The 22,031-nt window shown below is 51.0% G+C and carries 23 protein-coding genes; 14 read left to right on the top strand and 9 right to left on the bottom strand.

Annotated elements, in window-relative coordinates; translation table 11 throughout:
- Positions 1-85: 85 nt before the first annotated feature.
- The 5 genes from TSP01S_RS06215 to phoU are packed head-to-tail and all read left to right on the top strand — an operon-like array spanning position 86 to position 4,044.
- On the top strand, positions 86-922 hold the full coding sequence (locus tag TSP01S_RS06215) for a phosphate ABC transporter substrate-binding protein PstS family protein (protein WP_041077261.1): 837 nt from the start codon (positions 86-88) through the stop codon (positions 920-922).
- Positions 919-1,791 (top strand): PstC family ABC transporter permease, encoded by an 873-nt coding sequence (locus TSP01S_RS06210; protein WP_052463526.1) that lies wholly within the window; start codon positions 919-921, stop codon positions 1,789-1,791. The genes TSP01S_RS06215 and TSP01S_RS06210 overlap by 4 nt, the downstream gene beginning before the upstream one ends.
- A gap of 5 nt (positions 1,792-1,796) precedes the next feature.
- Complete coding sequence (locus TSP01S_RS06205) at positions 1,797-2,600, top strand: PstA family ABC transporter permease (RefSeq protein ID WP_052463525.1); 804 nt, start codon at positions 1,797-1,799, stop codon at positions 2,598-2,600.
- The gene (pstB, locus tag TSP01S_RS06200) at positions 2,593-3,348 is read left to right on the top strand and encodes a phosphate ABC transporter ATP-binding protein PstB (protein WP_041077259.1); all 756 of its coding nucleotides are present in this window, start codon (positions 2,593-2,595) and stop codon (positions 3,346-3,348) included. Before TSP01S_RS06205 ends, pstB begins: the two co-directional genes overlap by 8 nt.
- A gap of 12 nt (positions 3,349-3,360) precedes the next feature.
- Positions 3,361-4,044, top strand: a complete 684-nt coding sequence (gene phoU / locus TSP01S_RS06195; protein ID WP_041077258.1) for a phosphate signaling complex protein PhoU — start codon at positions 3,361-3,363, stop codon at positions 4,042-4,044.
- A 57-nt stretch (positions 4,045-4,101) separates the two neighbouring features.
- On the opposite strand, the gene TSP01S_RS06190 is transcribed toward phoU, so the two are convergent.
- The 3 genes from TSP01S_RS06190 to TSP01S_RS10335 are packed head-to-tail and all read right to left on the bottom strand — an operon-like array spanning position 4,102 to position 5,890.
- Positions 4,102-4,554 (bottom strand): peroxiredoxin, encoded by a 453-nt coding sequence (locus TSP01S_RS06190; protein WP_171816807.1) that lies wholly within the window; start codon positions 4,552-4,554, stop codon positions 4,102-4,104.
- A gap of 11 nt (positions 4,555-4,565) precedes the next feature.
- A complete protein-coding gene (locus TSP01S_RS06185) occupies positions 4,566-4,928 on the bottom strand; it encodes a hypothetical protein (protein WP_041077257.1) in 363 nt (120 codons plus the stop codon).
- Positions 4,925-5,890, bottom strand: coding sequence for a cytochrome b5-like heme/steroid binding domain-containing protein (locus tag TSP01S_RS10335; protein ID WP_070098359.1), 966 nt, complete (start codon positions 5,888-5,890; stop codon positions 4,925-4,927). The genes TSP01S_RS06185 and TSP01S_RS10335 overlap by 4 nt, the downstream gene beginning before the upstream one ends.
- Positions 5,891-6,036: 146 nt before the next feature.
- Here TSP01S_RS10335 and TSP01S_RS06175 point away from each other — a divergent pair, with 146 nt between their 5' ends.
- Genes TSP01S_RS06175 through TSP01S_RS06165 form a run of 3 tightly spaced genes read left to right on the top strand, consistent with a single transcriptional unit; the run spans position 6,037 to position 9,962 of the window.
- Positions 6,037-7,401: an MATE family efflux transporter gene (locus tag TSP01S_RS06175; RefSeq protein ID WP_041078533.1), complete on the top strand. Its 1,365-nt coding sequence runs from the start codon at positions 6,037-6,039 to the stop codon at positions 7,399-7,401.
- 28 nt (positions 7,402-7,429) lie between these two features.
- Positions 7,430-9,229 carry an LTA synthase family protein gene (locus tag TSP01S_RS06170; RefSeq protein WP_052463524.1) on the top strand — a complete coding sequence of 600 codons (1,800 nt, stop codon included), beginning with the start codon at positions 7,430-7,432 and terminating at the stop codon, positions 9,227-9,229.
- Positions 9,216-9,962 carry a pseudouridine synthase gene (locus tag TSP01S_RS06165; protein WP_070098358.1) on the top strand — a complete coding sequence of 249 codons (747 nt, stop codon included), beginning with the start codon at positions 9,216-9,218 and terminating at the stop codon, positions 9,960-9,962. The genes TSP01S_RS06170 and TSP01S_RS06165 overlap by 14 nt, the downstream gene beginning before the upstream one ends.
- Here TSP01S_RS06165 and TSP01S_RS06160 read toward each other — a convergent pair.
- Complete coding sequence (locus TSP01S_RS06160) at positions 9,957-10,901, bottom strand: inorganic phosphate transporter (protein WP_041077256.1); 945 nt, start codon at positions 10,899-10,901, stop codon at positions 9,957-9,959. The genes TSP01S_RS06165 and TSP01S_RS06160 overlap by 6 nt on opposite strands.
- Before the next feature lie 101 nt (positions 10,902-11,002).
- Between TSP01S_RS06160 and ispD the strand changes: the two genes are divergently transcribed.
- Entirely contained in the window at positions 11,003-11,704 is a 702-nt protein-coding gene (gene ispD, locus TSP01S_RS06155) for a 2-C-methyl-D-erythritol 4-phosphate cytidylyltransferase (RefSeq protein ID WP_041077255.1), read from the top strand.
- On the opposite strand, the gene TSP01S_RS06150 is transcribed toward ispD, so the two are convergent.
- The 5 genes from TSP01S_RS06150 to TSP01S_RS06130 all read right to left on the bottom strand — a co-directional run bounded on the left by TSP01S_RS06150 (position 11,696) and on the right by TSP01S_RS06130 (position 16,854).
- Positions 11,696-12,469 carry an SDR family oxidoreductase gene (locus TSP01S_RS06150; protein WP_041077254.1) on the bottom strand — a complete coding sequence of 258 codons (774 nt, stop codon included), beginning with the start codon at positions 12,467-12,469 and terminating at the stop codon, positions 11,696-11,698. The two genes, ispD and TSP01S_RS06150, sit on opposite strands and share 9 nt — an antisense overlap.
- A gap of 173 nt (positions 12,470-12,642) precedes the next feature.
- Positions 12,643-13,485 (bottom strand): carbohydrate ABC transporter permease, encoded by an 843-nt coding sequence (locus TSP01S_RS06145; protein ID WP_041077253.1) that lies wholly within the window; start codon positions 13,483-13,485, stop codon positions 12,643-12,645.
- Positions 13,482-14,369, bottom strand: coding sequence for a carbohydrate ABC transporter permease (locus TSP01S_RS06140; protein ID WP_041077252.1), 888 nt, complete (start codon positions 14,367-14,369; stop codon positions 13,482-13,484). The genes TSP01S_RS06145 and TSP01S_RS06140 overlap by 4 nt, the downstream gene beginning before the upstream one ends.
- 54 nt (positions 14,370-14,423) lie before the next feature.
- Positions 14,424-15,653 carry an ABC transporter substrate-binding protein gene (locus tag TSP01S_RS06135; RefSeq protein ID WP_041077251.1) on the bottom strand — a complete coding sequence of 410 codons (1,230 nt, stop codon included), beginning with the start codon at positions 15,651-15,653 and terminating at the stop codon, positions 14,424-14,426.
- Between the two features lie 31 nt (positions 15,654-15,684).
- Positions 15,685-16,854, bottom strand: a complete 1,170-nt coding sequence (locus TSP01S_RS06130; protein ID WP_041077250.1) for an ROK family transcriptional regulator — start codon at positions 16,852-16,854, stop codon at positions 15,685-15,687.
- A 334-nt stretch (positions 16,855-17,188) separates the two neighbouring features.
- Between TSP01S_RS06130 and TSP01S_RS06125 the strand changes: the two genes are divergently transcribed.
- The 5 genes from TSP01S_RS06125 (at position 17,189) to TSP01S_RS06105 (ending at position 21,967) form a co-directional block, all read left to right on the top strand.
- Positions 17,189-18,022 carry a DegV family protein gene (locus tag TSP01S_RS06125; protein ID WP_041077249.1) on the top strand — a complete coding sequence of 278 codons (834 nt, stop codon included), beginning with the start codon at positions 17,189-17,191 and terminating at the stop codon, positions 18,020-18,022.
- A gap of 38 nt (positions 18,023-18,060) precedes the next feature.
- On the top strand, positions 18,061-18,339 hold the full coding sequence (locus TSP01S_RS06120) for a hypothetical protein (RefSeq protein ID WP_041078527.1): 279 nt from the start codon (positions 18,061-18,063) through the stop codon (positions 18,337-18,339).
- Positions 18,340-18,641: 302 nt separating this feature from the next.
- Positions 18,642-19,568: a TAXI family TRAP transporter solute-binding subunit gene (locus TSP01S_RS06115; protein WP_041077248.1), complete on the top strand. Its 927-nt coding sequence runs from the start codon at positions 18,642-18,644 to the stop codon at positions 19,566-19,568.
- Between the two features lie 3 nt (positions 19,569-19,571).
- Positions 19,572-20,036 (top strand): DUF1850 domain-containing protein, encoded by a 465-nt coding sequence (locus tag TSP01S_RS10085; protein WP_082021660.1) that lies wholly within the window; start codon positions 19,572-19,574, stop codon positions 20,034-20,036.
- Positions 20,033-21,967 carry a TRAP transporter permease gene (locus TSP01S_RS06105; RefSeq protein ID WP_041077247.1) on the top strand — a complete coding sequence of 645 codons (1,935 nt, stop codon included), beginning with the start codon at positions 20,033-20,035 and terminating at the stop codon, positions 21,965-21,967. The genes TSP01S_RS10085 and TSP01S_RS06105 overlap by 4 nt, the downstream gene beginning before the upstream one ends.
- The last annotated feature ends 64 nt before the right edge of the window (positions 21,968-22,031 follow it).

The following is a 22,031-nucleotide window of genomic DNA, read 5'->3' as shown; positions in this document are numbered from 1 at the left end:
TTTAAAAAACCTTTATGCTGTCACACACTCTCTAAAAGTTTTTCCTGTCAGATAAGATCGAAAAACCGTTCGAGGAGGTGGCAGTGTGAAGAAAGTCTTCTTGCTTGTGTTGGTCTTCACCGCACTGGTGGTGTACGGACAAACCCTCGTGATCAAGGGTTCGAACACGGTTTATCCCATCGCACAGCTTTGGGTCGAGGAGTTTCAGAAGATGTATCCCAATCTGACCGTCACGCTCGAGGGTGCCGGTTCCACCACGGGTATCAAGGCGCTCTTCAACGAAACGACAGACATCGCGAACTCCAGCAGGTTCCTCAAACCGTCCGAGATCGAGGAAATGCACAAAGCCGGTAGATACTTCGTTCCCATACTCGTTGCCTACGACGCGCTGTCCGTGATCGTGCATCCAAGTCTGCCGATCGACGACATATCCATCGAAACGCTGAAGAAGATCTACACCGGCGAGATCACGGAATGGAACCAGGTCGATCCAAAACTTCCCAAAAGAACGATCGTCGTCTATTCGAGAAACACCGCGAGTGGAACCTTCGAAACCTGGGTAGAAAAGGTTCTCCACGGTGCCAAGCTCAGTCCAAGGGTGCAGATGCTCGAATCGAGCCAGGCGGAAATCGAGAGCGTCGCAAAGAATCCGTACGCCATAGCTTACACAGGTATGGGTTACGTGACGGACAAAGTGAAAGCACTCAAAGTGAACGGTGTCGAACCGAGCATTCAGAACGTCATCAAAGGGACCTATCCGATCAGCAGGCCTCTGTTCGTGTTCATCGATCTGAGCCGATTCAACAACAGCTGGCCGATGGAAGGCATCGTGAGCGATTACTTAAGGTTCATCGTCTCACCGAAAGGTCAGAGCATAGTCAGACAGGCTGGGTTCGTTCCGGCGTACGGAACGGGTGAATGATGAAAAGAGTCGCATCGTTCATGTTCGTTCTTTTCACCAGTGTGGCTGCCGTTCTCGTAGCGGCGGCTCTTTTTGCGATAGTATTCTTCATATTCTCAGAATCGCTCAGGGCCATCAGAGAGGTTGGGTGGGGGCTGTTTTCGCCCAACTGGTATCCGGTCTGGGAACTTGAACCGGAGTTTGGTGTCAGGACGATGTTGCTGAACTCGCTGATCTTGACTGTCTGGACGAGCGTCTGGGTATGGATCGTTGGTTTGGCTGTGGCACTTTATCTGCACAAATACGCGCGCGACAGAGAGAAACAGGTCGTACTCAGAATCTTGGAATATGTGAGTGGCGTTCCGTCCGTAGTGTTCGGACTCTTCGGTGTTCTGATTCTGGGCGATCTCTTCTTAAGGGCTGGGGCATGGACCGCGCAGAATTTTTTGAACGCTTCGATCGTACTGTCAATTCTGACGTTACCCTTCATGACGAGCCTGACGTTCCAATCGATCGAGAAGGTTCCGAGCCACATCGTGGATGGAGCGGTGGCACTCGGTGCGAAAGATATCCACGTACTGCTGGTCGAACTCAAATACGCCGCACCAGGCATAGTGAACGCGATGCTGAGTGTTTTCAACAGAATTTTCGGTGAGACGATGATAGTGCTCATGGTTGCAGGCGGCGCCAACGTGTTGGTGAGATCGTTTTTCGATCCAATAAGACCGCTCACCGCGACCTTGGGTAGCGAGATCGGCGAAGTTGCCGTGGGAAGTCTTCACTACAGCGCTCTGTTCTTCATCGCACTGTTGGTGCTCTCGGGTTGTCTAATTCTCAACATTCTCACCAACGTGATCTGTAGAAGGCTCGAACGATGGGTCAAGGGGTGATAGCCTTGCGATGGACTCTCAGGATCATCACCTACGCCGTTTTCGCGATCATGGTACTCACACTCGCGATCATAGTTGTGTCGGGTCTTCCGCACTTTTTCAGACCCGGTTTCTTCACAGAGTGGCCCAGACGCGCGATGAGCGAAGGCGGAATCTTTCCGATGTTGATCGGTTCGCTCATGCTCATGGCGCTTGTGTTCGCGGTTTCGATCCCCGTCGGATTGATTGGAACCATATTCTTGAGCGAGATAGCACCCAGGAAGCTGTCCATGGTTCTTCAATCCCTTGCGGCCACGATGAACAGCGTTCCCTCGATCGTCTACGGTGTCTTTGGGCTTTCTTTCTTCTGCGTGAGACTCTCGATGGGTACTTCTCTGATCTCCGCATCGCTGACACTTTCAACCATGTCGATACCTTTCTTCATGAACAGCGCGGTGGAATTTCTCAGGGCAGTACCGAAGGAACTGAGAGAAGGCGTGATAGCGCTCGGTGCAAGTAAACTCCAAGCCACCCTGATGGTTCTCCGGGCGAGCAGAAACGGTGTGCTGACGAGTTTGATCCTCACACTCGGTAGAGCCTTCAGTGAGACTGCACCCATCTTGGTCACCGGGGCTGTCTTCTACACGACGAAGCTTCCTGTTAGATTAACAGATCCGGTCATGACGCTTCCCACAAGCATCTACGCGATCGTCATGAACCTTGGAGAGGAGTCTCAGTGGATGGCGAAAGGTATGGCGAGTTTGATGGTGCTGATCACGATCGGTGTGTATTTCCTCGTTCAGCTGATGAGGAGGAATCAACGTGAGTGACGTCGTTTTTGAGATCAAGAACCTTTACGCTTACTACGGAGATCATTGCGTTTTGAACGACATAAACCTGAAGATAAGATCTAAACGAATAACCGCGATCATGGGACCGTCCGGCTGTGGTAAAAGCACACTGCTCAGATGCCTGAACAGACTCAACGATCTGATTCCCGATTTCTCCCTGAAGGGACAGATCCTGTTTCGGGGACAGGACATATACCGCATCTCCGATCTGACAGAATACAGAAGAAGGGTGACCATGGTCTTTCAAAAACCCAACCCTTTCCCGATGTCCATCTTCGACAACGTCGCGTACGGGCTCAGAATACACGGAATCACGAAGAAGAGTGTGCTGAGAGAGAAGGTTGAAGAAGCGCTGAGAAAGGCCGCGCTGTGGGACGAAGTGAAGGACAAGCTCAAAAAGCCTGCGGTACAACTTTCCGGAGGCCAGCAGCAAAGACTGTGCATCGCGAGGGCTCTGGCGGTTGAACCTGAAGTGTTGCTCCTTGACGAGCCCACGAGCGCACTCGATCCGATCGCCACTACGAAGATCGAAAGACTGCTTGAAGAGCTCGCCGAACAGTACACTGTGGTCATAGTCACGCACAGTATGGGACAGGCTTTGAGGATCAGCGACGAAGTCGTGTTCCTCTACGAAGGAAAGCTGATAGAATATGGCGACACATCCGTCATCGCCAAAACACCGAAACACGAGGTGACCAGACAGTTCCTGACAGGTAAAATAGGTTGAGGAGGAAGTGTCATGACGGAAAGAACCCTGCACTACGAAAGAGAGATGAACTTCCTGAACGCGAAGTTGATGGAATTCGTGAACGGAGTGGAGGAACTTTTCGAGAAAACTCTGTACGCGGTTCAGTCCAGCGACGAGAAGACCATAAGAGAAATAGAGGAGATGGACGATTACTTCGACGAACTCGATCTGACCATCCAGTCCACCGCGTTCGACGTGATCGCAAAATACCAGCCACTGGCAGAAGACCTCAGGTTTGTCGTCGCGATGATAGGTCTTTCGATAGATCTGGAAAGGATCGCGGACGAGTGTGTCAACATTGCCCAGCTCAGCAGACACGTCCAAAGGAGCCTGGAAAGTTTCACAAGTTGGGAAACTCTCAACGACATGGTCAGGATCATAAACACGATGTTGCAGCAGACGGTTGAAGCCGTGAAGAATAGAGATCTCGAACTCGCGATCAAGGCCTGGCAGAAAGATGACGATGTCGACAGACTGCACAACGAAGGCCACGAGAATCTCATCGAATTGGCGTGTCGTGAAACGAACCCGAGGATGATGAGGATCTACCTCGAAGAAGCTTTCCTGATAAGACACCTCGAGAGGATCGCGGACCATCTGACGAACATCTGCGAAAAGCTTTACTTCATGCAGACCGGAGAGCAGTTGAAAAAAATCATGCGGTCCAGAAAATGACCCTGGACCGCACGATCAAGACCATAACCACCAGTGATCAACTACTGACAATTGCGATCAGGCTTTCAGAAAATCCAAGATCTCGTGGGTATCGGGTAACTGCTTGATTGGATACACCTTGACCCAGACAACCTTACCCTGTTCGTCGATGAGTACGTTCGCCCTCTCGGAAAAACCGTCCCGTTCTCTGAATATACCGAAGGCTTTGGCTACTTCCCCGTGGGGCCAGAAGTCTGAGAGTATGAGCAACTTCTTCAGTCCCAGCGCCTCGGCCCAGGCCTTCTTGCTGGGAACGGGATCGACGCTCACACCCAACGGCAGAACGTTCAGAGCTTCGAACTGATCGTATGCCGCTTCGAGCGATTTCATCTGCTCCGAGCACACACTCGTCCACGCGAGTGGGTGAAAAGACAGAAGCACCTTTTTGCCCTTCAAATTCGAAAGTTGTACCGTGTTTCCGTGTTGATCTTTCAAACTGAAATCGGGTGCCACAGATCCGATCGACAGCATACCTTCACCTCCTATATCAACCACGGAAAGAAGAAGTGAACGAAAAACCAGGCGATCACGATGAAATCCGTGAATCTGTGAAGAACCAGCCAGCGCTTTTTCAAAGGCCTTCTCAGCAAATAGTAGATGAAGAGCAGGACCACGCCGAGCCACAGAAGTGTTCCGGTGTGAAGCTGGATCCGTCCAAGCGCCAGATAGCCATGTATCGCACCGGTGACGAGCAACGCGAAACCGCTGAATCTGTGAATTCTGGATCCGATCTTCAAGAAAGAGCGGGCGCGTTCGAACCTCTTGAGTATTCTCCTCAGCGGGAAGAGAGAAAAATTGTAGAACAGCAACGCTACGCTGATCCAGGCAAAGATCTTGTAGCTCACAGCGTACCAAATCCCACGCGGAGAAACTCTCTCAAGACCATTGGATCTGCATGTTCGTGCTCGCAGGATCCTTCAAGTTCACACTCGAACTGACCCGTGTAGTCTTTTCCCGCCTGGGCATCGTCTTCCAACTTCAGCTCCGCACGCCAATCTGGGACATTGGTCACATCGTAAACGATCCCCGCGACCATGATGAAAGATTTGTACGTTTCTTCATTGAACACTCTCACTTGTGTGCCGTCGAACCTGGAAAGCGTCTGCGCATCGAAAATCAGAAGACCAACGGGAAAACTCTTAGACAGACTGGCCTGAACGTTTTCGACTCTGCTCAGCTCGTAGGTCAACTCCTGACCCACCGGAAAAGAATGGAACGTTCTGTTCCTGCCGTTGTACGCAGGGCTATCCTTCACATCGTACACGACCCCTGAGAACGCCACGTAAGGTTTCGCTTTCGTGTCCTGGGCGAACTTCGAGAGCTGTTCGAGTGTGAAAACGAGTACACCGTAAGTTCTGAAACCCTGAAGCTTTCGAATCCCGTGAGGAGAATCTTTCACGATATCGTAGGTCAACTCTTCGCCGGCGCTGTGTCGTCCACGGTGCACGCCACCGCGCCAGAGGTTAGAGTTCGAAACATCGTAGATGATGCCGTTCACCGCCACCAGAGCAGGTTTGTTCTTCCCATCGAAGCCGGAAAGTTCATCGATATCGATCGCGAGTATTCCCACGAGTCTGTCTTCGCTCAAATTGAGCGTGCTCGCTTCTTCCACAGTGAGAAATTTCTTGTCTGCCTTCACGTTGTAGACAACACCTTCGACGGATACGAACTCTTCCGTTTCGAGAAACCTTTTCAAACTGACCAGAGGATATTCACCCTTGAAATCTTTGATGCTGAACTGTCTCAAATCGAGTGCGAAAAGTGCAACCGCGACCACAACGATCACAGCGATGAATACTTTTCTCACGCCTTCACCTCCTGATCAAATAATAGCACAATCTTTTTAGTCTTGAAAACTTGTAAGTGATACAAGATGAGTTTCACCGTGGTGGTCGTGATAGAATGGTTCTGTTAGCGAACGTACTGCAGCGATTGGAGGTGTTTGGTCTGGAAATGACTCACAGAAGTGTGTCCACGTTACTGGGAGATCCGAAAAAAGCCATAAGAAAACTCTCTGGTCCAATGATGCTCGCCATGCTCGTTCAAACGCTTTACAATCTGGTCGACGCGATATGGGTCGCGGGACTCGGACCCGGCGCACTCGCTGCAGTGGGTGGATTCTTCCCGATCTTCATGATCATCCTTTCGCTCGCGACGGGACTCGGCATAGGCACGAACGCGGTGGTCTCACAGCGAATAGGTGCAAGAGACAAAAGTGGAGCTGAGAATGCGGCGAAAGTGGCCCTGCTACTCGTGACGATCATGGCCATTGCGATAACCATCGTTTCACTGGTACTGATCAAACCTGCCCTGGTCCTTATGGGTCAGTCCGGCGAAGCGCTCGAACTCTGTTTGCAATATTCCTACATCGTTCTCCCGTTCACGATCGTCTTCATGCTCACCAACGTTGCGAACGCGATCTTCCGTGCTGAAGGCGATGCCAGACGCGCGATGATCGTGATAACAACCGGATCGGTTCTGAACATAGCGCTGGATCCCATCTTCATCTACTGGTTCAGGCTGAACGTCGCCGGGGCGGCTTACGCGACTGTGATTTCTGCGACAGTCGGTTTACTTTTGAGCGCCTACTGGTTCTTCATACGAAAAGTCTCATACTTAGACCTCAGCTTCAGGAAAAATCGGCTCGACTTCTCTCATCTGTGGAGGATACTTTCTATAGGAATTCCTGCATCTCTGGCGCAGCTTTCCATGTCCGTAGCGATCTTCATTCTGAACAGGTTCGCATCGATCGCTGCGGGTGCGAACGGCATAGCGGTCTTCACGAGCGCCTGGAGGATCATCAACTTCGGTACCATTCCCATGCTGGGTATCGCAGCGGCAGTGACAACCGTTGTGGGAGCAACTTACGGTGCGAAAGACATTGAAAAACTCGAGAACGCCTATCTCTACGCCGTCAGATTGGGATTACTAATAGGCATCGCTGTGATGTTGTTTGTGCAGATACTTTCAAAGCAGATAGCTTTTCTCTTCTCTTACTCCGAGCAGGGCAGCGTCATATTCGACGACATAGTGAACGCCTTGAGAGTGCTCAGTCTCTTCCTGCCGGGTACTCCCTTCGGCATGTTCACCTCCGCCATGTTCCAGGGTATAGGCCATGGTATGAAGAGCTTGATCGTCACAATCTTCAGGACTCTTCTGCTTCAGGTCTTCTTCTGCTGGCTCTTCGTGAGCGTCGCGAGGATCGGGCTTCAGGGTGTCTGGTTGGGCATCGTGATCGGCAATCTGACCAACGCGGTGGTCGCGTTCGGCTGGGGTAAAAGCGTGATTCGAAAACTGAAACAAATTCCTGCGATTTGAACCCACTATAATAGGTTGGGTGAACGAGTTGAAGAAGAAAAGGTACACCCTCTTGCTCTATGTCCTCATCTGTGTGAAGCTCTTTTTGTTCTATCTCTTCACGGTGGGCATCATCAAGATTCAGAGCATGCTCAGCAGTTTTCTCTGGTGCTCGCTTCTCGTTGTTTTGTTCGCAACGTTTCTCGAAAAACAGCAATTTCTGCTTTACTGCGTCCTGTCTGGCATGTTCATCGTGGACTATCTCTACTTTCAGAACTTCGGGTCTTTACCATCGATCAAACATCTGCTCCTCTTACCGCAACTGCCGAAGGTTGGTTCGAGCATAAAGTACTTCCTCAATCCCGTGTCGCTGTCGTTCGTCGCGGACATACCGCTGGTGGTCTTCTTCGATAGAAGATTCCTCAAGGGACTGTCGCAGCGAGAAAAGCGAGCAGAAAAATTTCCGCCGCTTCTCATGGTCCTCTGCGCAGGTTTCGCGTTTTTCCCAGCCTTCACAGAAGGCTTGAAACCAATGCAGTTCTTCAACAAGTACGGACTGGTTGCATACCACATTTACGATCCCGTATACCTTCTATCATTCGAAAAGCACACTGCCACTGCTCCGAATCCTCCCGTTGTTCAAACTCAGCGCGAAACTGGGAAAAAATTCTTCGGAATCGCCCAGAACAGAAACGTGATCGTTGTTCAGTTCGAAGCCTTGCAGAACGTACTTCTGCGCAGAACTTACAACGGCCAGCCAGTCACACCGAACCTGAACGCTCTGCTCGAGAAAAATTCGATCTACTTCAGCAACTATTTTCAACAAACAGGAGCAGGGAACACCGCGGACGCTGAATTCGTGAGTTTGACCTCCTTGCACGCCCCAGGCGATCGCCCTGCCTACGAAATTTATGGAGACATCGAACTGGATGGGCTGGTTCGAGCGCTCAAAAGAGCACGGTACCACACTGTCGCGATCCACGGCAACACGAAGAGTTTCTGGAACAGAGATAGGGCCTACGTTTCTCTGGGTTTCGACGAATTCTTCGGTCTGGAAGATCTCAATCCTGACGACATCGTTGGCATGGGACTGAGCGACTTTTCCCTTTACAGACAGGCTGTGGAAATCCTGAAGAAGTTGCCTCGTCCCTTCTTCGCCTTCGTGGTTACGCTGTCGAGTCACACACCTTTCATCCTGCCGGAAAATCTGAAAACACTGCAACTGGATGCCAGGCATGAAAACACATTGTTTGGAAACTATCTTCAAGCCATCAATTATGCCGATCGCGCTTTCGGTTACTTTCTCCAACTTCTGAAAGCCGCAGGACTTTACGAGAATTCCATCGTGGTTGTGTACGGCGACCATGCCGGGCTCTATCCGTTCAACAAAGAAAGCAAACAATTGATGAGCGAATGGCTGAAGGAGGAGTACAGCTATCTCACGGCCCTCAACGTACCGCTCATAATCCACGTACCTGGTCTCGGCAAAAGTTACGAGATCACAACCGTGGGAGGACAGGTGGACTTCACACCCACGTTGCTCAACGTCCTGGGCTTGAAATGCGATCTCAAAGTCTGTGTCGGGAAAGATCTCTGCAACGGCGATGATTTTGTCGCGTTCAGGTACCACCTCCCGGACGGTTCTTTCTTGGATGGTTCGAGATTTTTCACGGTCTCGGAAGATGGAAGGATCGCGAACAGTACAGGTTTTGATGCGAACACGAAAGAATCCTTGCCTTATTACGAATTTCTGGACGGCTACAAACGTGCGATGAAGCAGATCGAGGTTTCGAGGCATTTCCTCGAAAGTCTCAGAGGTAGGGTGACTGAGAGAGTTGAGACTCGATAGGTACCTCTCAAATTCCGGTGTCGGAACCAGAACGGAAGTTAGAAGGCTTATAAGGGACGGCCAGGTGAGAGTGAACCACCAGGTCGTGAAGGATCCGGCGTTCAACGTTTCAGAGAACGATGTGGTTGAATGCTCAGGCCAGCGGGTCGAACCGTTCAGACACGTGTACGTCGTTGTGCACAAACCCGCCGGGTACGTATGCGACAGGGTCGATGACGCGAACGTTTTTGACCTGCTGAACGAACCGTGGGTGCACAGGCTCCACGTGGCCGGTCGGTTGGATAGAGATGTCGAAGGTGTGGTCATACTCACGAGTGATGGCTGGTTCACACACCTGTTGATAGATCCGAAATCGCGTCTGGAAAGAGAGTATCTGATCTACACGGATGGGAAGCTCACGGATGAGATGAAACACCTCGTGGCGGCCGGGATAAAACTGGGTGAGGAAAAGTTTGCACCCGCGAAGATCGAAGAGGTGGCCGATGGACTTGTGAGGATCGTCCTGACGGAAGGAAAGTACCACGAGATCAAGAAGATACTGAGGGCGATAGGCTTGAATTACAAGAAGATCGTGCGAACCAGGTTCGAAAACATCACAATCGAAAACCTCTCACCTGGCCAGTACAGAAACTTGACCCAAGAGGAAATCAAACTCATCGTTGAGATCGCTAAGAAAAGACGCACCGAATCTCGTTCGAGCCGAACCAATGAACGCGATCTCTCCGATTCATGAACTGAAAAAGAACTTCACCATCGCTGTGAGAAGGTAAGAAACCACCGCTGCCGTGAAGGGCGTCATGATCCAGACAAGTACGATATTCATAACGAGTCTCGTATTGGCAAGTTTCGCACCTCTGGCGTATCCCAGCCCAATGACCGAACCAACGATCGCCTGCGAAGAAGATACCGGTATTCCAACGAGACTGTAGATCCACAGCGTGATCGAATGTGCCAGCACCGCGATCATGCCGGAGAAGTGATCCAGTGCTACTATGCCTTTTCCCACCGTCATTATCACGCCTTTGCTGAAACTAACCATTCCAAGTGCGATGCTCAGACTTCCAAGCAACGCGGCTTCTTCGACGCTCATAAGGTTTCCAACCAGAGCACCCGTCACGTTCGCAACGTTGTTCGCACCGAGTGCGTAACAACCGTACAAACCAACCAGCCAAGAACCGATCTTTATGAATCTGTCCTGATACTGGACGGATCGAATTCGTCTGAAAAACACGGCTAAAACTTTGTACAATAGAAAACCTATCAGCGCCGCACCAGTGGGCGTCAGCAACCAAACGATGACGAACTTCGCCATCGGGGACCAGTTGATGTTCTCGAAGCCGAACCTGAACACGTTCGTACCGAGGATGCCTCCAAAGACGGCCTGGGACGTCGACACAGGAAATTTGAAAAACGTCATCACGGTCACCGTTACGGCCGCCGATAGGACCGCGATGGCGCTGTCGAGAGCGATACCGGTGGTGATGGTGGAAACGTTCAGAAGGCCGTGTGAACCTCCCACCAGAGCGCCGATCATGACGAACAAAGAACCCACGATCATGGCTCTTCTGTGTGGGATCAAACCGGAAGCCACAGTCGGGCCAAAAACGTTCGCCGCATCGTTTGCACCCAGTGACCAGCCCAGGAACAAGGACGGCAAAACGTACCACCACATGTACCGACACTCCCGGTGTGCCTGGTGAGAAGATTTTACACGAAAAGGTTCTTCTCAGCAACACGTGGACGGTTCTATAATGTCTCAGGAGGGGGTCACGCTTGATCTACGCCGTCATCTTAGCTGGTGGAACATCGAAGAGATTTGGAAAAACTCTTCCAAAGCAGTTCGTGCAGGTTGGGAAGAAGGCCCTTCTTCTCTGGAGCGTCTCGACCTTCCTGGAAGTCGCTGAAATCGCGAAGATCGTGATCGTGCTTCCAGAAGAATGGTTCGAATTCGGAAAACACCTGGTGCTGTCGAACGTTAGAACCGATAAGCTGCAGTTCGTCAGTGGTGGTGCCACGAGGACAGAATCTCTGCTGAGAGCGCTACACTTCGTGCAGGAAAGTTACGGTTTGAAAGACGAGGACATGGCTGTCACGCACGATGCGGCTCGCCCATTCGTCAGAAAGGACCACATCGTACGCAGCATTGAGCTGTGTGAAAAATCGTGGGCTGCAACACTCGCACTGCCCGCAACCGACACCGTTGGTGTTTCGGACGGCGAGAAACTGGTCAGTTTGACCGATCGAAGCCGTACTTTCATAGTTCAAACCCCGCAAACTTTCAAAATAAAGGCATTTCTGGAACTCTACGAACGGCTGGCGGAAGATCAGAGAGCGAGCTTGACGGATGCAACAGGAGTTTTCATCCTGAACGGTCAACCGGTGGCGATCGTCGAAGGTGATCCCACGAACGTCAAGGTGACCACAGAATTCGATCTCACCATAGCAGAAACGATCGCTGAGCTTCTTTCAAAGTGATGAGCGCACGAAACCTCCATCCACCCTCAGCGTCACACCGGTTATGTACGAAGCCCGCTCGCTGGCAAGGAACACAACTGCGGCCGCGATCTCTTCGGGTTTCGCGAAACGCTTCATGTCGTTTTCTTCAGCCATCTGTCTCATGACCTCTTCCTGGCTTTTCTGCATTCTCGTTGATGCTTCACGGATCAACTGCTCCAGACGTTCGGTCATGGTGTGACCCGGTGCAACACAGTTGAAGGTGATGTTGTACCTCGCGTATTCTTTCGAGAGCGATCTCATGAGTCCAACGACACTCATTCTGAGCGAATTGGAGAGCAAAAGCCTCGGTAAAGGCTCGTACACTGAAGTCGAGGTTACAGCGATCACCCTTCCCCATTTCCTTTCGATCATTTCGGGCAGGAAATGTCTGATCAACCTCACCGTGCTCATCACGAGCAAATCGAAGGACAGATACCAATCTTCGTCTCTCAGTTCAAGAAAGTCGCCGGTCTTCGGCCCACCCGAGTTGATGATCAGCACGTCCACCTGTCCCACCGCTTTTTTGATCTGGTCTACGTCTTCAGCCTTCGACAGGTCCGCATCGAATCCGAAAACCTTTCCAGAATACTGGGCAGCTATCTGTTTGGCGATCTCCTTGGACTGGTGCCTCGCGACTATGAAAACTGTGGCACCTTCCTTCGCGAACTCTTCTGCGATCGCCCGACCGATGCCGCGCGTACCACCACAAACGAGCACTCTCTTGTCAGACAGTTTCAGATCCATGGGTTCACCTCCCTGTTGCGTAGAAAAATTCACGAACTTTTGTGGAGAAGGCTCCGTTGGTTTTCCAATGTTATTGTACAATCTGCCGTGAGATGCAATAAAAGTATGGAATGGGCTTTCCGAACGCCCCTCGAAGTTCACGACTATTTTCCCATTTAAGCTCGCAGATTGAATCACATTCCAGACAGGCTTCCCGAGAGCAGGCCTCTCATGAATAACTTTCCGAGGAAGATATAAACGATGAGCGTTGGAAGCGCCGTTATCAAGGCTCCGGCCATCTGCACGTTCCACTCGACGAAGTAACTTCCTGCCAGGTTGTTGAGCGCCACGGTTATTGGCTGTACCGATGGATTGGGCGTAACGACGAGGCCGAAGAGGAAGTCGTTCCAGATGGAAGTGAACTGCCAGATTGCAGTGACGGCGAACGCCGGGCCTGAGAGGGGCAGTATCACCTTGGCGAATATTTTCACAAATCCAGCGCCGTCTATCTTCGCAGCCTCGACGATGTCTGAAGGAATGGTCGAGTAGTAGTTTCTGAAAATCAGGGTCGTGATGGGAATCCCATAGACGCAGTGAACCAGTATCAGGCCCGGTATGCTTCCGTAAAGCTTCGTCTTTTGCAGAACCTGCACGAGGGGTATCAAGATGCTCTGGTAAGGAATGAACATGCCAAAAAGGAGCAAGGCGAAAACGAGGTTTGCCCTCTTGAACTTCCACTTCGTGAGAACATAACCGTTCATCGAGCCGAGCACTGAGGAGATCAGAGTGGCGGGGACAGTCAGATAAACGCTGTTCATGAAGTTCCCTGAGAGTCCCCTCAAACCTCTGGACTTATCACCATACCAGGCTCTTACAAAACTGGAAAAACCGATCTCCTTCGGCGGGATCCACATCGTCCTCAAACTGATTTCCTTAAAGCTCTTCAGGCTGGTCACAACGAGGACATAAACCGGCATGAGGTAAAAGAGTACGAAGATAATGAGCACCAGGTACAGGAAAAATCTGCCCAGCCTCATCTTCTAACCTCCGTTCTTATGCTGTACGTCAGATACGGGACTATCAACGCGGCCACGCACATGAGCAGTATCATCGCTATCGCCGCACCCTGAGAAAAGTAGTTACCCCTGAAGGTCGTATCGTACATGAAGAGTGCGGGTACGTCACACGAAAAACCGATCCCACTGCCGGTCATGGCGAAGACCAGATCGAATATCTTCAGGGAAATGTGTCCCAGTATGATGACCGCGCTCAGAGTGACGGGCCTGAGGAGAGGAAGCACGATGTGCCTGTACAGTTGAAAAACGTTTGCACCATCAAGTTGAGCGGCTTCGTACAGCTCGTTGGGAATGGACCTTATCCCAGCAAGGTAGAGCGCCATCACGTAACCGGACATCTGCCATACGGCTGCGATCACGACCGCTTTGATACCGATGTTGGGATCGGTGTACCAGCCGCTCTTCAAAAAACCCAGTCCCATTCTTTCCAGCAACCAGTTCAATCCCACACTCTCCCCACCGGTTCCGGGGTTCAGAATCCAACGCCAGGCAACACCAGTGACCACGAACGACACCGCCATGGGGAAAAGATAAACGGTTCTGAAGAAACCCTCAAATCGAACCTTTCTGTCGAGCAGGATCGCGAGCAACAAACCTATGCTTATGCTGAAGAGAAGGAAAAGCACCGTAAAGACCAGCGTGTTCTTCATGGATATAACGAACCTGAAATGCTGAAAGAGCCTGGCATAGTTCCGCAGACCGACGAAGGTGAAATCGGGAAACACGTCGCGCCAGTTCACCATCGAAACCCAGCCGGTCCAGCCGATGAATCCGTAGATGAAAATGCCCACAAGGATCAACGATGGAAGAATAAAAAGGATCGACAAGATCCTGTCTGTTTTCACAGTTCATCAACCCTCCAGGGAACGAGGGGTGGGGGAACACCCCACCCCTCAACATCACTGCTGTGGAACGCCCTGCGCTATGGCTATATTCACGAGGGCCCTCTGCGTTGTCTTGACGTCAGGACGGGCAACGAACAGTGAAATGACGTCTTTGAACTCGGTCACCCAGCTTTCAGATGCAGCCGCTCCGTGCATGACGCTCGGAACGATCTCGTGCCTGAGCCAGTCTTCCATGGCAGACCTCTGGTATTCGGGGAACAGGTTTCTGTCGATGTCCGTCCTGGCCGGTATGGAGCCTTTCTTGATGTTGAACGCGAGCTGTCCTTCTTTCGAACCGAGCACTCTCAGGAAGTTGATGACGTTCTCTCTGTTCTTCGCACCTTTCGGCAAACCGAAGCTGTCAGACAGGGCGTCGAATATTCCTTCGTTGCCCGGCGCCAGGACCCAGCCGAAATCGTAGAAGTTCTTAGCGTAGAAGTAACCAACGGCCCAGTCGCCCATGATGTTCATCGCAGCCTTACCTTCAACGATCAGCGCGCACGCCTCGTCCCAGGTTCGCGCTGCATGGTCAGAGTTCACGTACTGTAGCATCTTCGCAAATGTTTCGAGAGCGTCGGTGACTCTCGGATCTGACCACTTCGTCTTACCGTTCCACAGACCCTTGTAACCCTCCGCACCGAGTTTCCCGATGAGCACGGTCTCAAAGGCATGGGCCGCTTCCCAACCATCCTTGGTTCCGAGGGCGAGCGGGATGATTCCGTGGGATTTCAGAATCTCGGCAACCTGGAAGAATTCCTCAAACGTCTTGGGTGGCTTCAAACCGTATTTTTCGAAAATCTTTTTGTTGTACCAAAGCACGTTCGCCCTGTGGATGTTGACTGGCACAGACCAGTACTCTCCGTTGTAAGAAACGATGTCAAGAATTCCTTTTGGCATCACCTTGTCCCAGCCCTCTTCTTTGTACAGGAACGTGATCGGTTCCATGAAGCCTGTCTTGACCCACGTGTCGATGAGTTCGTGACCGGCGTGCACCTGGAACGTGTCGGGTGGATCTCCTCCAAGCATTCTGGTTTTGAGCACAGCCTTGGCCTGCGCACCAGCACCGCCAGCAACGGTTGCGTTGATGATCTCGACACCTGGATAGAGTTTGCTGTAGATGTTGAAGAGTTCCTGGAGCCCTTCAGCCTCACCACCGGCTGTCCACCAGCTGAATATCTCGATCTTTGACGCGAAGGCTACCACGGCTGAAACCACAGCGATGATCAGAGCAAGCTTGCGCCACATAATCACACCTCCCCCTCAGAATAGAAGGTTTTCAACACATCATATCTTCCAGAAACTTGTTTATTGCCAGTACATTGCAACCGAGCAAGGAAGCCGAAGTTTCTTTGAACAGTGTGTCTCTGAAAAGTGTATTTTTGAGAAAACCGTACTCATCGAGTCTGATTATCTCCCTCTGCAACGAAGCACCAAAAGTTTCCCACAGATTGCTCACAGAACCACCGAAAACGATTATCTCCGGATTGAGTGTGTAACCTACATTCCTGATAACGATCGCAAGATTCTTGATGAATTCCTGTATGAGTTCTTTTGCAACCTCGTCGGACGAAAGCCACGCCCTCTGCAACCGGACGAACCTTTCTCTCAAAGTACCGACCCTTTCCAGATTCTTCCTGCTCTCGAACTCATCAACCAATTTCGATATGGACAACAATTTTTCCACCTCGGTCAGTGTTCCGTTCAACTGAATTAGTGTGTGACCGATCTCGCCAGCCGCGAAACTCGAACCTATGACTATCCTGCCGTTTATGAAGATCGCCCCACCCACACCTTCTCCAAGGTAGAGGAAAAAGGCATTCGAAGAATTCTTAATATCTCTCGCATAGAATGACTCTGCAAGCAAGGAAAGGTTCGAATCGTTCTCGACTATTACTTCAACGTTACTTTTTCTGGCGAACGCCTCTTTGAAATCTATATCGTGCCAATTCAAATTCGGCGCGTACAGCAGCACACGTTTAATTGTGTCTACAATGCCTGGAAGAGAGAAAATTACCCTTATGTTTTCCCCTTTGCCAAACAATTCGTTCAGGGTCTTCTCGCTCAAAAAGCTCCTTATTCTCTTCGAAAAATCGTCGAAACTTCCTGTTGGAAAAGTTTCCAGGATTTTGCAACTACCGTCGAGAAAACCCAGAGCCACTGTAGTTTGGAGTACCTGAACATCCATCAGCAGTGACGTTACGAAGTTCCTCGCAATGCCATAAACAGCAGCTTTCTTGGTGTTGGTTCTCGCGAAATACTCCTTCTGTTCTACGAATCCCTCTTCCACAAGCTCATCTACCATACGCCAGACAGCGCTGCTGGCAAGACCGGTTTTTGACACCAACTCTGTTCTGCTGGTTGGGCCATGCTCGATCAGATAGCGAAGGATCAGTTGCTTGTTCATTTTCTTCATGAGCTTTGGATCAACCTTCTTTACAGTCTTCATGAGGAACGCCTCGCAAACTTGGAGTGAGGTCAGTAAAAGCTGATCTTTCTTTCGAAGATATTTCCAGGAATTATTTTAAAACTAATCGACATACACTTGCAAGTTGTCTGGAAACTGAATGCCAACTCCAAACGCTGGATTTTGGCAGTTTTGAGATCCTGTTTTCATTTTTTCGAACTCTAACTCCCTGTAACTCACTGTCTTGCCTGTTTGCTCCTTTGAACTCGTACTTTCGAAGTTTTGAACTCACTTTCGCGGTACGAGTATCCTTTTTGAGTGAACGGAACATGATAGAATCAGTTTAGAAAGCGAATTCTGGGAGGGAATTCAACTCGTGGACTCGGTGGCTTTCATCGTGGATTCCACAGCGGACTTTCCTATAGGCTGGAAACCCCCGCTCGATCTCTACAAACTGCCGCTGCGGTTGATCGTCAACGGTAAAGAGTACCGTGACGGAATAGACATAGATTCAGACAGATTGTGTGAACTCATGAGCCAGGGTCACAGCGTTTCGACGTCTCTACCGAGCATGGAGGACATAATCAGGTTGTTCAAAGAAATCAAGGACAAATACGAACAGATCTTCGTGCTCACAGTATCGCAAAAGTTGAGCGGAACCTTCAACGCGGTGAGGATGGTCATTGAAAACTTGGGTTTAAAGAACTTCCTCCTGCTCGATTCTAAGGCTGTCAGCGGCAAGATCTTCTACATTCTCTCAAGACTGATGAAAGATGCAATGGAAGGGAGGAGAATTTCCCAGCAGAGTGTGGCCGAGTATGGGAAACACTGTGAGATGTTTTTCCTGCTGGGTTCTCTGGATTATTTGAAGAAAGGTGGAAGGATCGGAAAGTTATCGCTTTTGCTGGGAAAGCTTTTGCATGTCAGACCAGTGCTGAAGATAAATAGAGAAGGTGAAGTTGCAAAAGCAGCCGTTGGAATGAACCAGCACGATGCCATTGCTAAGTTGATCGCTCTGGTTAAGTCTTCCGCAGAGAAATTTTCTAACTATCTGCTGTACGGCGGTTACGGCTCAGTTCGTGTGAAAGGGACGCTCGAACAGGTACTTTCGAATTTTCCAAAGTGTGACGGTCTCGCAAGGGTGGGTGCAACGATCCTCGCGCACACGGGCCCAGAAGTGATCGGAGTCCTTGTAGGTGAAGGCTTTTGAAGGAATTCAAAGATCGGCTGAAAAGCGGGGGTGATTTTGTGGCCGAAAAAATTCCTGTGAAGACCATCATGGCTATCCTTGTGGAAAACAGAAAAGAAACGGCAGAGAAGGTTCAGAAAATCCTCACAGCCTGGGGATGTCTGATCAAGACGAGACTCGGACTTCATGACGGTGTTCTCAACAATTGTTCCGACGTTGGTTTGATAGTGCTCGAACTTGTGGGAAGTCCCGAACAGCACAAAGAGCTGTGCGACAAGCTCAACAAACTTCCAGGTGTGAAAGCGAACTACATGGAGCTTTCGTTCGACAAAGAATGAGTTGAACAGTTCCGATCGTCACTTTTCCCGGCCTATTTTGTCCCTAATCCACACAGGGAAAGTTGTGTGTTGTTTGCTCGTTGCGCAAGTTTCGTTTACAGCCAGTTCATTGCAGCGTGTTCTCGAAGCAGTTTGAAATGAAACGATCCTCCAGCCACGATGTGTTTCAGCTTTGGGGGTTGGTCTATTTTTCACGCGATCCATCGTGGTATCGCGAATCTCGGGGGTGAAGTGAGTGTGAATATTTTTGACGATCATGTTAGAATAGATTTAGCGTTACCATCTCGAGAGGGGGTGTGTGCATGAAAAGGTTGCTGGTTGTCGCACTCATGACTTTGTTCGTGACAATGCAGGCTGCGACGTTCTTAACCATCGGCACAGGAGGCACTGCTGGAACGTACTACCCACTGGGTGCCGCTATGGCCGATATCTGGAACAAGAACATCAAGGGTATGAACGCCATGGTTCAGTCAACGGGTGCATCCGTCGCGAACATCAACCTGTTGAAGAGCAAGGAAGTGGACGTCATATTTGTTCAGAACGACGTAGCTTACTACGCTTACAACGGAGTAGAACTCTTCAAAGAACCCTTCCTGCAGCTCAGAGGTCTCGCAACGCTGTATCCTGAGACGGTACAGATCGTCGCACTCGCAGACAGAGGTATCAACAGTGTGTACGATCTGAAAGGCAAGAGGGTCGCGGTCGGTGCTGCGGGAAGTGGAACCGAGGTCAACGCGAGACAGATCCTGGCAGCTGCTGGCATCACGTACAAGGACATCACGGTGCAGTACCTGAGCTTCGCAGAGGCTGCGAACAATTTGAAGGACGGAAACATCGACGCTGCGTTCGTCACGGCAGGTCACCCCACGGCGGCCATCGTTGATCTCGCGGCTGTGAGAAAGATCGTTCTTGTTCCGATTGCAGAAGAGATCATCAAGGCTCTGCAGAAAGACTATCCGTTCTACGTTAAGATCGTCGTTCCGGCCGGGACCTACAAGGGTGTTGACACGGACGTTGTCACCGTGGCTGTGAAAGCGATGCTTGCGGTCAGAGAAGAAATGCCAGAAGATCTGGCCTATCAACTGCTCAAGACCATGTACGCGAACCAGAAGAGGTTGATCGAAGCTCACGCAAAAGGTGAGCTCATCATCCCAGAGACAGGTAAAGAAGGTATGTCCATACCGCTGCATCCTGGTGCGGAAAAATTCTTCAAGGAGATGGGACTCTGAACTGTGAAATTACTTTTGCTATGCTTCTTGCTGAACCCGTTGGTGTTCCGTTACGTAATCGTCGTTGAAAAGCAAGGCCAGGTGATCTTCAAAAAAGTCTTGCAGGACGACAAGTTCAGAATTGTGTTCGTTCATTCGGTGGAAAAAACGCTCGTTGAAGAGTGTTTCAGAGTCGAGCCAGACGGTTCCATGGTTCTGTACGAAACACGGTACAGCTCTTACGGGGCAGGGTTGCCTTCGGACGCGGAGGGAGGATTCGCTCTCGAAAATGGAAGATTCGTACTGAAACTTGAAAGAAAGTTCGAGCGGATCACCCTCCGCGTTTCTCATATCGATGGACACGGCATCGTGTTCAGTGATGGGACGATCTGGTTCAAGGACATAGCGAACGTCAACGACCCATTGACGATCTATGTGAAAAGACAACGTTCTTTCGAAGAAAAATCTTTCGAGGAGGAATCACCGTGAGCAGCGACAGGAACGTTGCCAGTCAGGCTCAGGAGGTTCTTGAAAAGTACGACAGGGAGGCACGCTACAGAACTTTCAAGGGATTTTTTGCCAGGATCGTTACCGCAATAGCGATAACGTTTTCGGTTTTTCAGCTTTACACGGCCGCTTTCGGCGTGCTGGACGCGATGATACAGCGTTCTGTCCACCTGGCGTTCGGTTCTTGTTTGATCTTCCTACTCTATCCGGCCAGTAAAAGATGGCCAAGAGACAGAATTCACTGGTTTGACCTTCTGCTCGCCATTCTGGCACCGTTCACCACCATTTACATCGTTGCGAACTACAAAGAATTGGTCCTGCGCGCGGGTACCGTCACGAGGATGGATCTCATCGTTGGAATTCTGGGCATCGTCTTGGTCCTGGAGGCGGCGCGCAGGATCGTCGGTTTACCCATCACCATCGTGGCGATATGTTTCATCCTGTACGCACTCTATGGAAGGTACATTCCGGGCATAATGGCCCATCGAGGAGTTTCGTTGCGAAGACTCGTTGGGCATCTTTTCTACACGACCGAAGGCATTTTCGGTATTCCTCTCGGTGTTTCTTCTACGTTCGTTTTCCTGTTCATACTCCTCGGCGCCTTTCTTGAGAGAACGGGACTCGGACAGCTGTTCATCGACATCGCCAACGCCCTCGCCGGGTGGGCCACCGGTGGGCCAGCGAAAGTCGCGGTGTTTTCAAGTGGCTTGATGGGCATGATAAGTGGTAGCAGCGTCGCCAACGTTGTTGGTACCGGGACGTTCACGATACCCATGATGAAGAAGCTCGGTTACAAACCGGAGTTCGCAGGTGCGGTAGAGGCCACGGCATCCACAGGTGGGCAACTGATGCCACCTATAATGGGTGCCGCAGCTTTTCTGATGGCCGAGTTCACCGGAATCGCATATTCGAAGATAATAATCTCCGCCGCCATACCTGCTGCACTGTATTATTTTGGCGTCTGGATGGGCGTGCACTGGGAGGCGAAGAAACTCGGACTCAGGGGCCTTTCGAAAGAAGAGCTTCCGAAGATGAAGAAGATCCTTCTGGAGCGCGGTCATCTTCTGTTTCCTCTGGTTGCCATCATATACCTGCTCGTCACAGGTTTCACACCCATGAAAGCTGCACTGTACGCGATTGTCTTTTCTGTGGCTTCGTCTCTCATAAGGAAGAGCACAAGGATAAAGCTTTCTGACATTCCGGCAGCACTCGAAGCGGGAGCGCGAGGCGCTCTGAGCGTTGTCGCTGCTACGGCGTGTGCTGGAATCATCATCGGTGTGGTGACGTTGACAGGCATAGGGTTGAAGCTCGGCACAGCTTTAGTCGATCTGGCGCGCGGGAATCTTTTGATCACTCTCTTCTTCACCATGCTCACTTCTCTGGTGCTCGGCATGGGAGTGCCGACGACCGCCAACTACGTGATCACCTCGACGATCGCAGCCCCGGCCTTGCTCAGGCTGGGTGTACCAGTTTTGGCTGCGCACATGTTCGCATTCTACTTCGGCATCATCGCGGACGTCACACCCCCGGTCGCCCTTGCGGCCATGGCCGGTGCCGGAATAGCGAGGGCAAACCCGATGAGAACGGGTCTGACCGCGTCGAGACTCGCGATTGCCGCGTTCCTCGTTCCGTACGCGTTCGTGCTTTCGCCACAGTTGCTCCTGGTCAATGTGACCAATCCTTTGCAGGTCCTCTGGCCGCTGTTCACGTGCGTTGCAGGATTGTTCGTGCTCTCTGGAGGGCTTGCAGGTTACCTCATGGGCAACCTTTCCCTGTGGGAAAGATTTTTGTACGGGCTCGGTGGAATCCTGCTCATCGAGCCAAGAGGTGTTACGGACTTGATCGGCTTTGGCCTGATCGCGATCGCTTTCCTGCTGCAGTTTGCAAGAACTCGGTTGGTCAAGAAAAGCTGATTCTGAGACGGTTCTATAGCCTGGCGGCGCTGCCGCCAAATTTTTTTGCCTCTTTGCCGATAAG

The sequence above is a fragment of the Thermotoga caldifontis AZM44c09 genome (genome assembly GCF_000828655.1).
In the GTDB taxonomy this organism is placed as follows: domain Bacteria; phylum Thermotogota; class Thermotogae; order Thermotogales; family DSM-5069; genus Pseudothermotoga_A; species Pseudothermotoga_A caldifontis.
This window is presented reverse-complemented; position numbering and strand designations above follow the sequence as displayed.

Excerpts from the sequence above, each read along its gene's own strand:
- phoU (WP_041077258.1), top strand. The coding sequence starts at position 3,361 with ATGACGGAAAGAACCCTGCACTACGAAAGAGAGATGAACTTCCTGAAC.
- TSP01S_RS06190 (WP_171816807.1), bottom strand. The coding sequence starts at position 4,554 with ATGCTGTCGATCGGATCTGTGGCACCCGATTTCAGTTTGAAAGATCAA.
- TSP01S_RS06130 (WP_041077250.1), bottom strand. The coding sequence starts at position 16,854 with ATGAAGACTGTAAAGAAGGTTGATCCAAAGCTCATGAAGAAAATGAAC.
- TSP01S_RS06135 (WP_041077251.1), bottom strand. The coding sequence starts at position 15,653 with ATGTGGCGCAAGCTTGCTCTGATCATCGCTGTGGTTTCAGCCGTGGTA.
- TSP01S_RS06210 (WP_052463526.1), top strand. The coding sequence starts at position 919 with ATGATGAAAAGAGTCGCATCGTTCATGTTCGTTCTTTTCACCAGTGTG.
- TSP01S_RS06145 (WP_041077253.1), bottom strand. The coding sequence starts at position 13,485 with ATGAGGCTGGGCAGATTTTTCCTGTACCTGGTGCTCATTATCTTCGTA.
- TSP01S_RS06160 (WP_041077256.1), bottom strand. The coding sequence starts at position 10,901 with ATGTGGTGGTACGTTTTGCCGTCCTTGTTCCTGGGCTGGTCACTGGGT.
- TSP01S_RS06115 (WP_041077248.1), top strand. The coding sequence starts at position 18,642 with ATGAAAAGGTTGCTGGTTGTCGCACTCATGACTTTGTTCGTGACAATG.
- TSP01S_RS06175 (WP_041078533.1), top strand. The coding sequence starts at position 6,037 with ATGACTCACAGAAGTGTGTCCACGTTACTGGGAGATCCGAAAAAAGCC.
- TSP01S_RS06150 (WP_041077254.1), bottom strand. The coding sequence starts at position 12,469 with ATGGATCTGAAACTGTCTGACAAGAGAGTGCTCGTTTGTGGTGGTACG.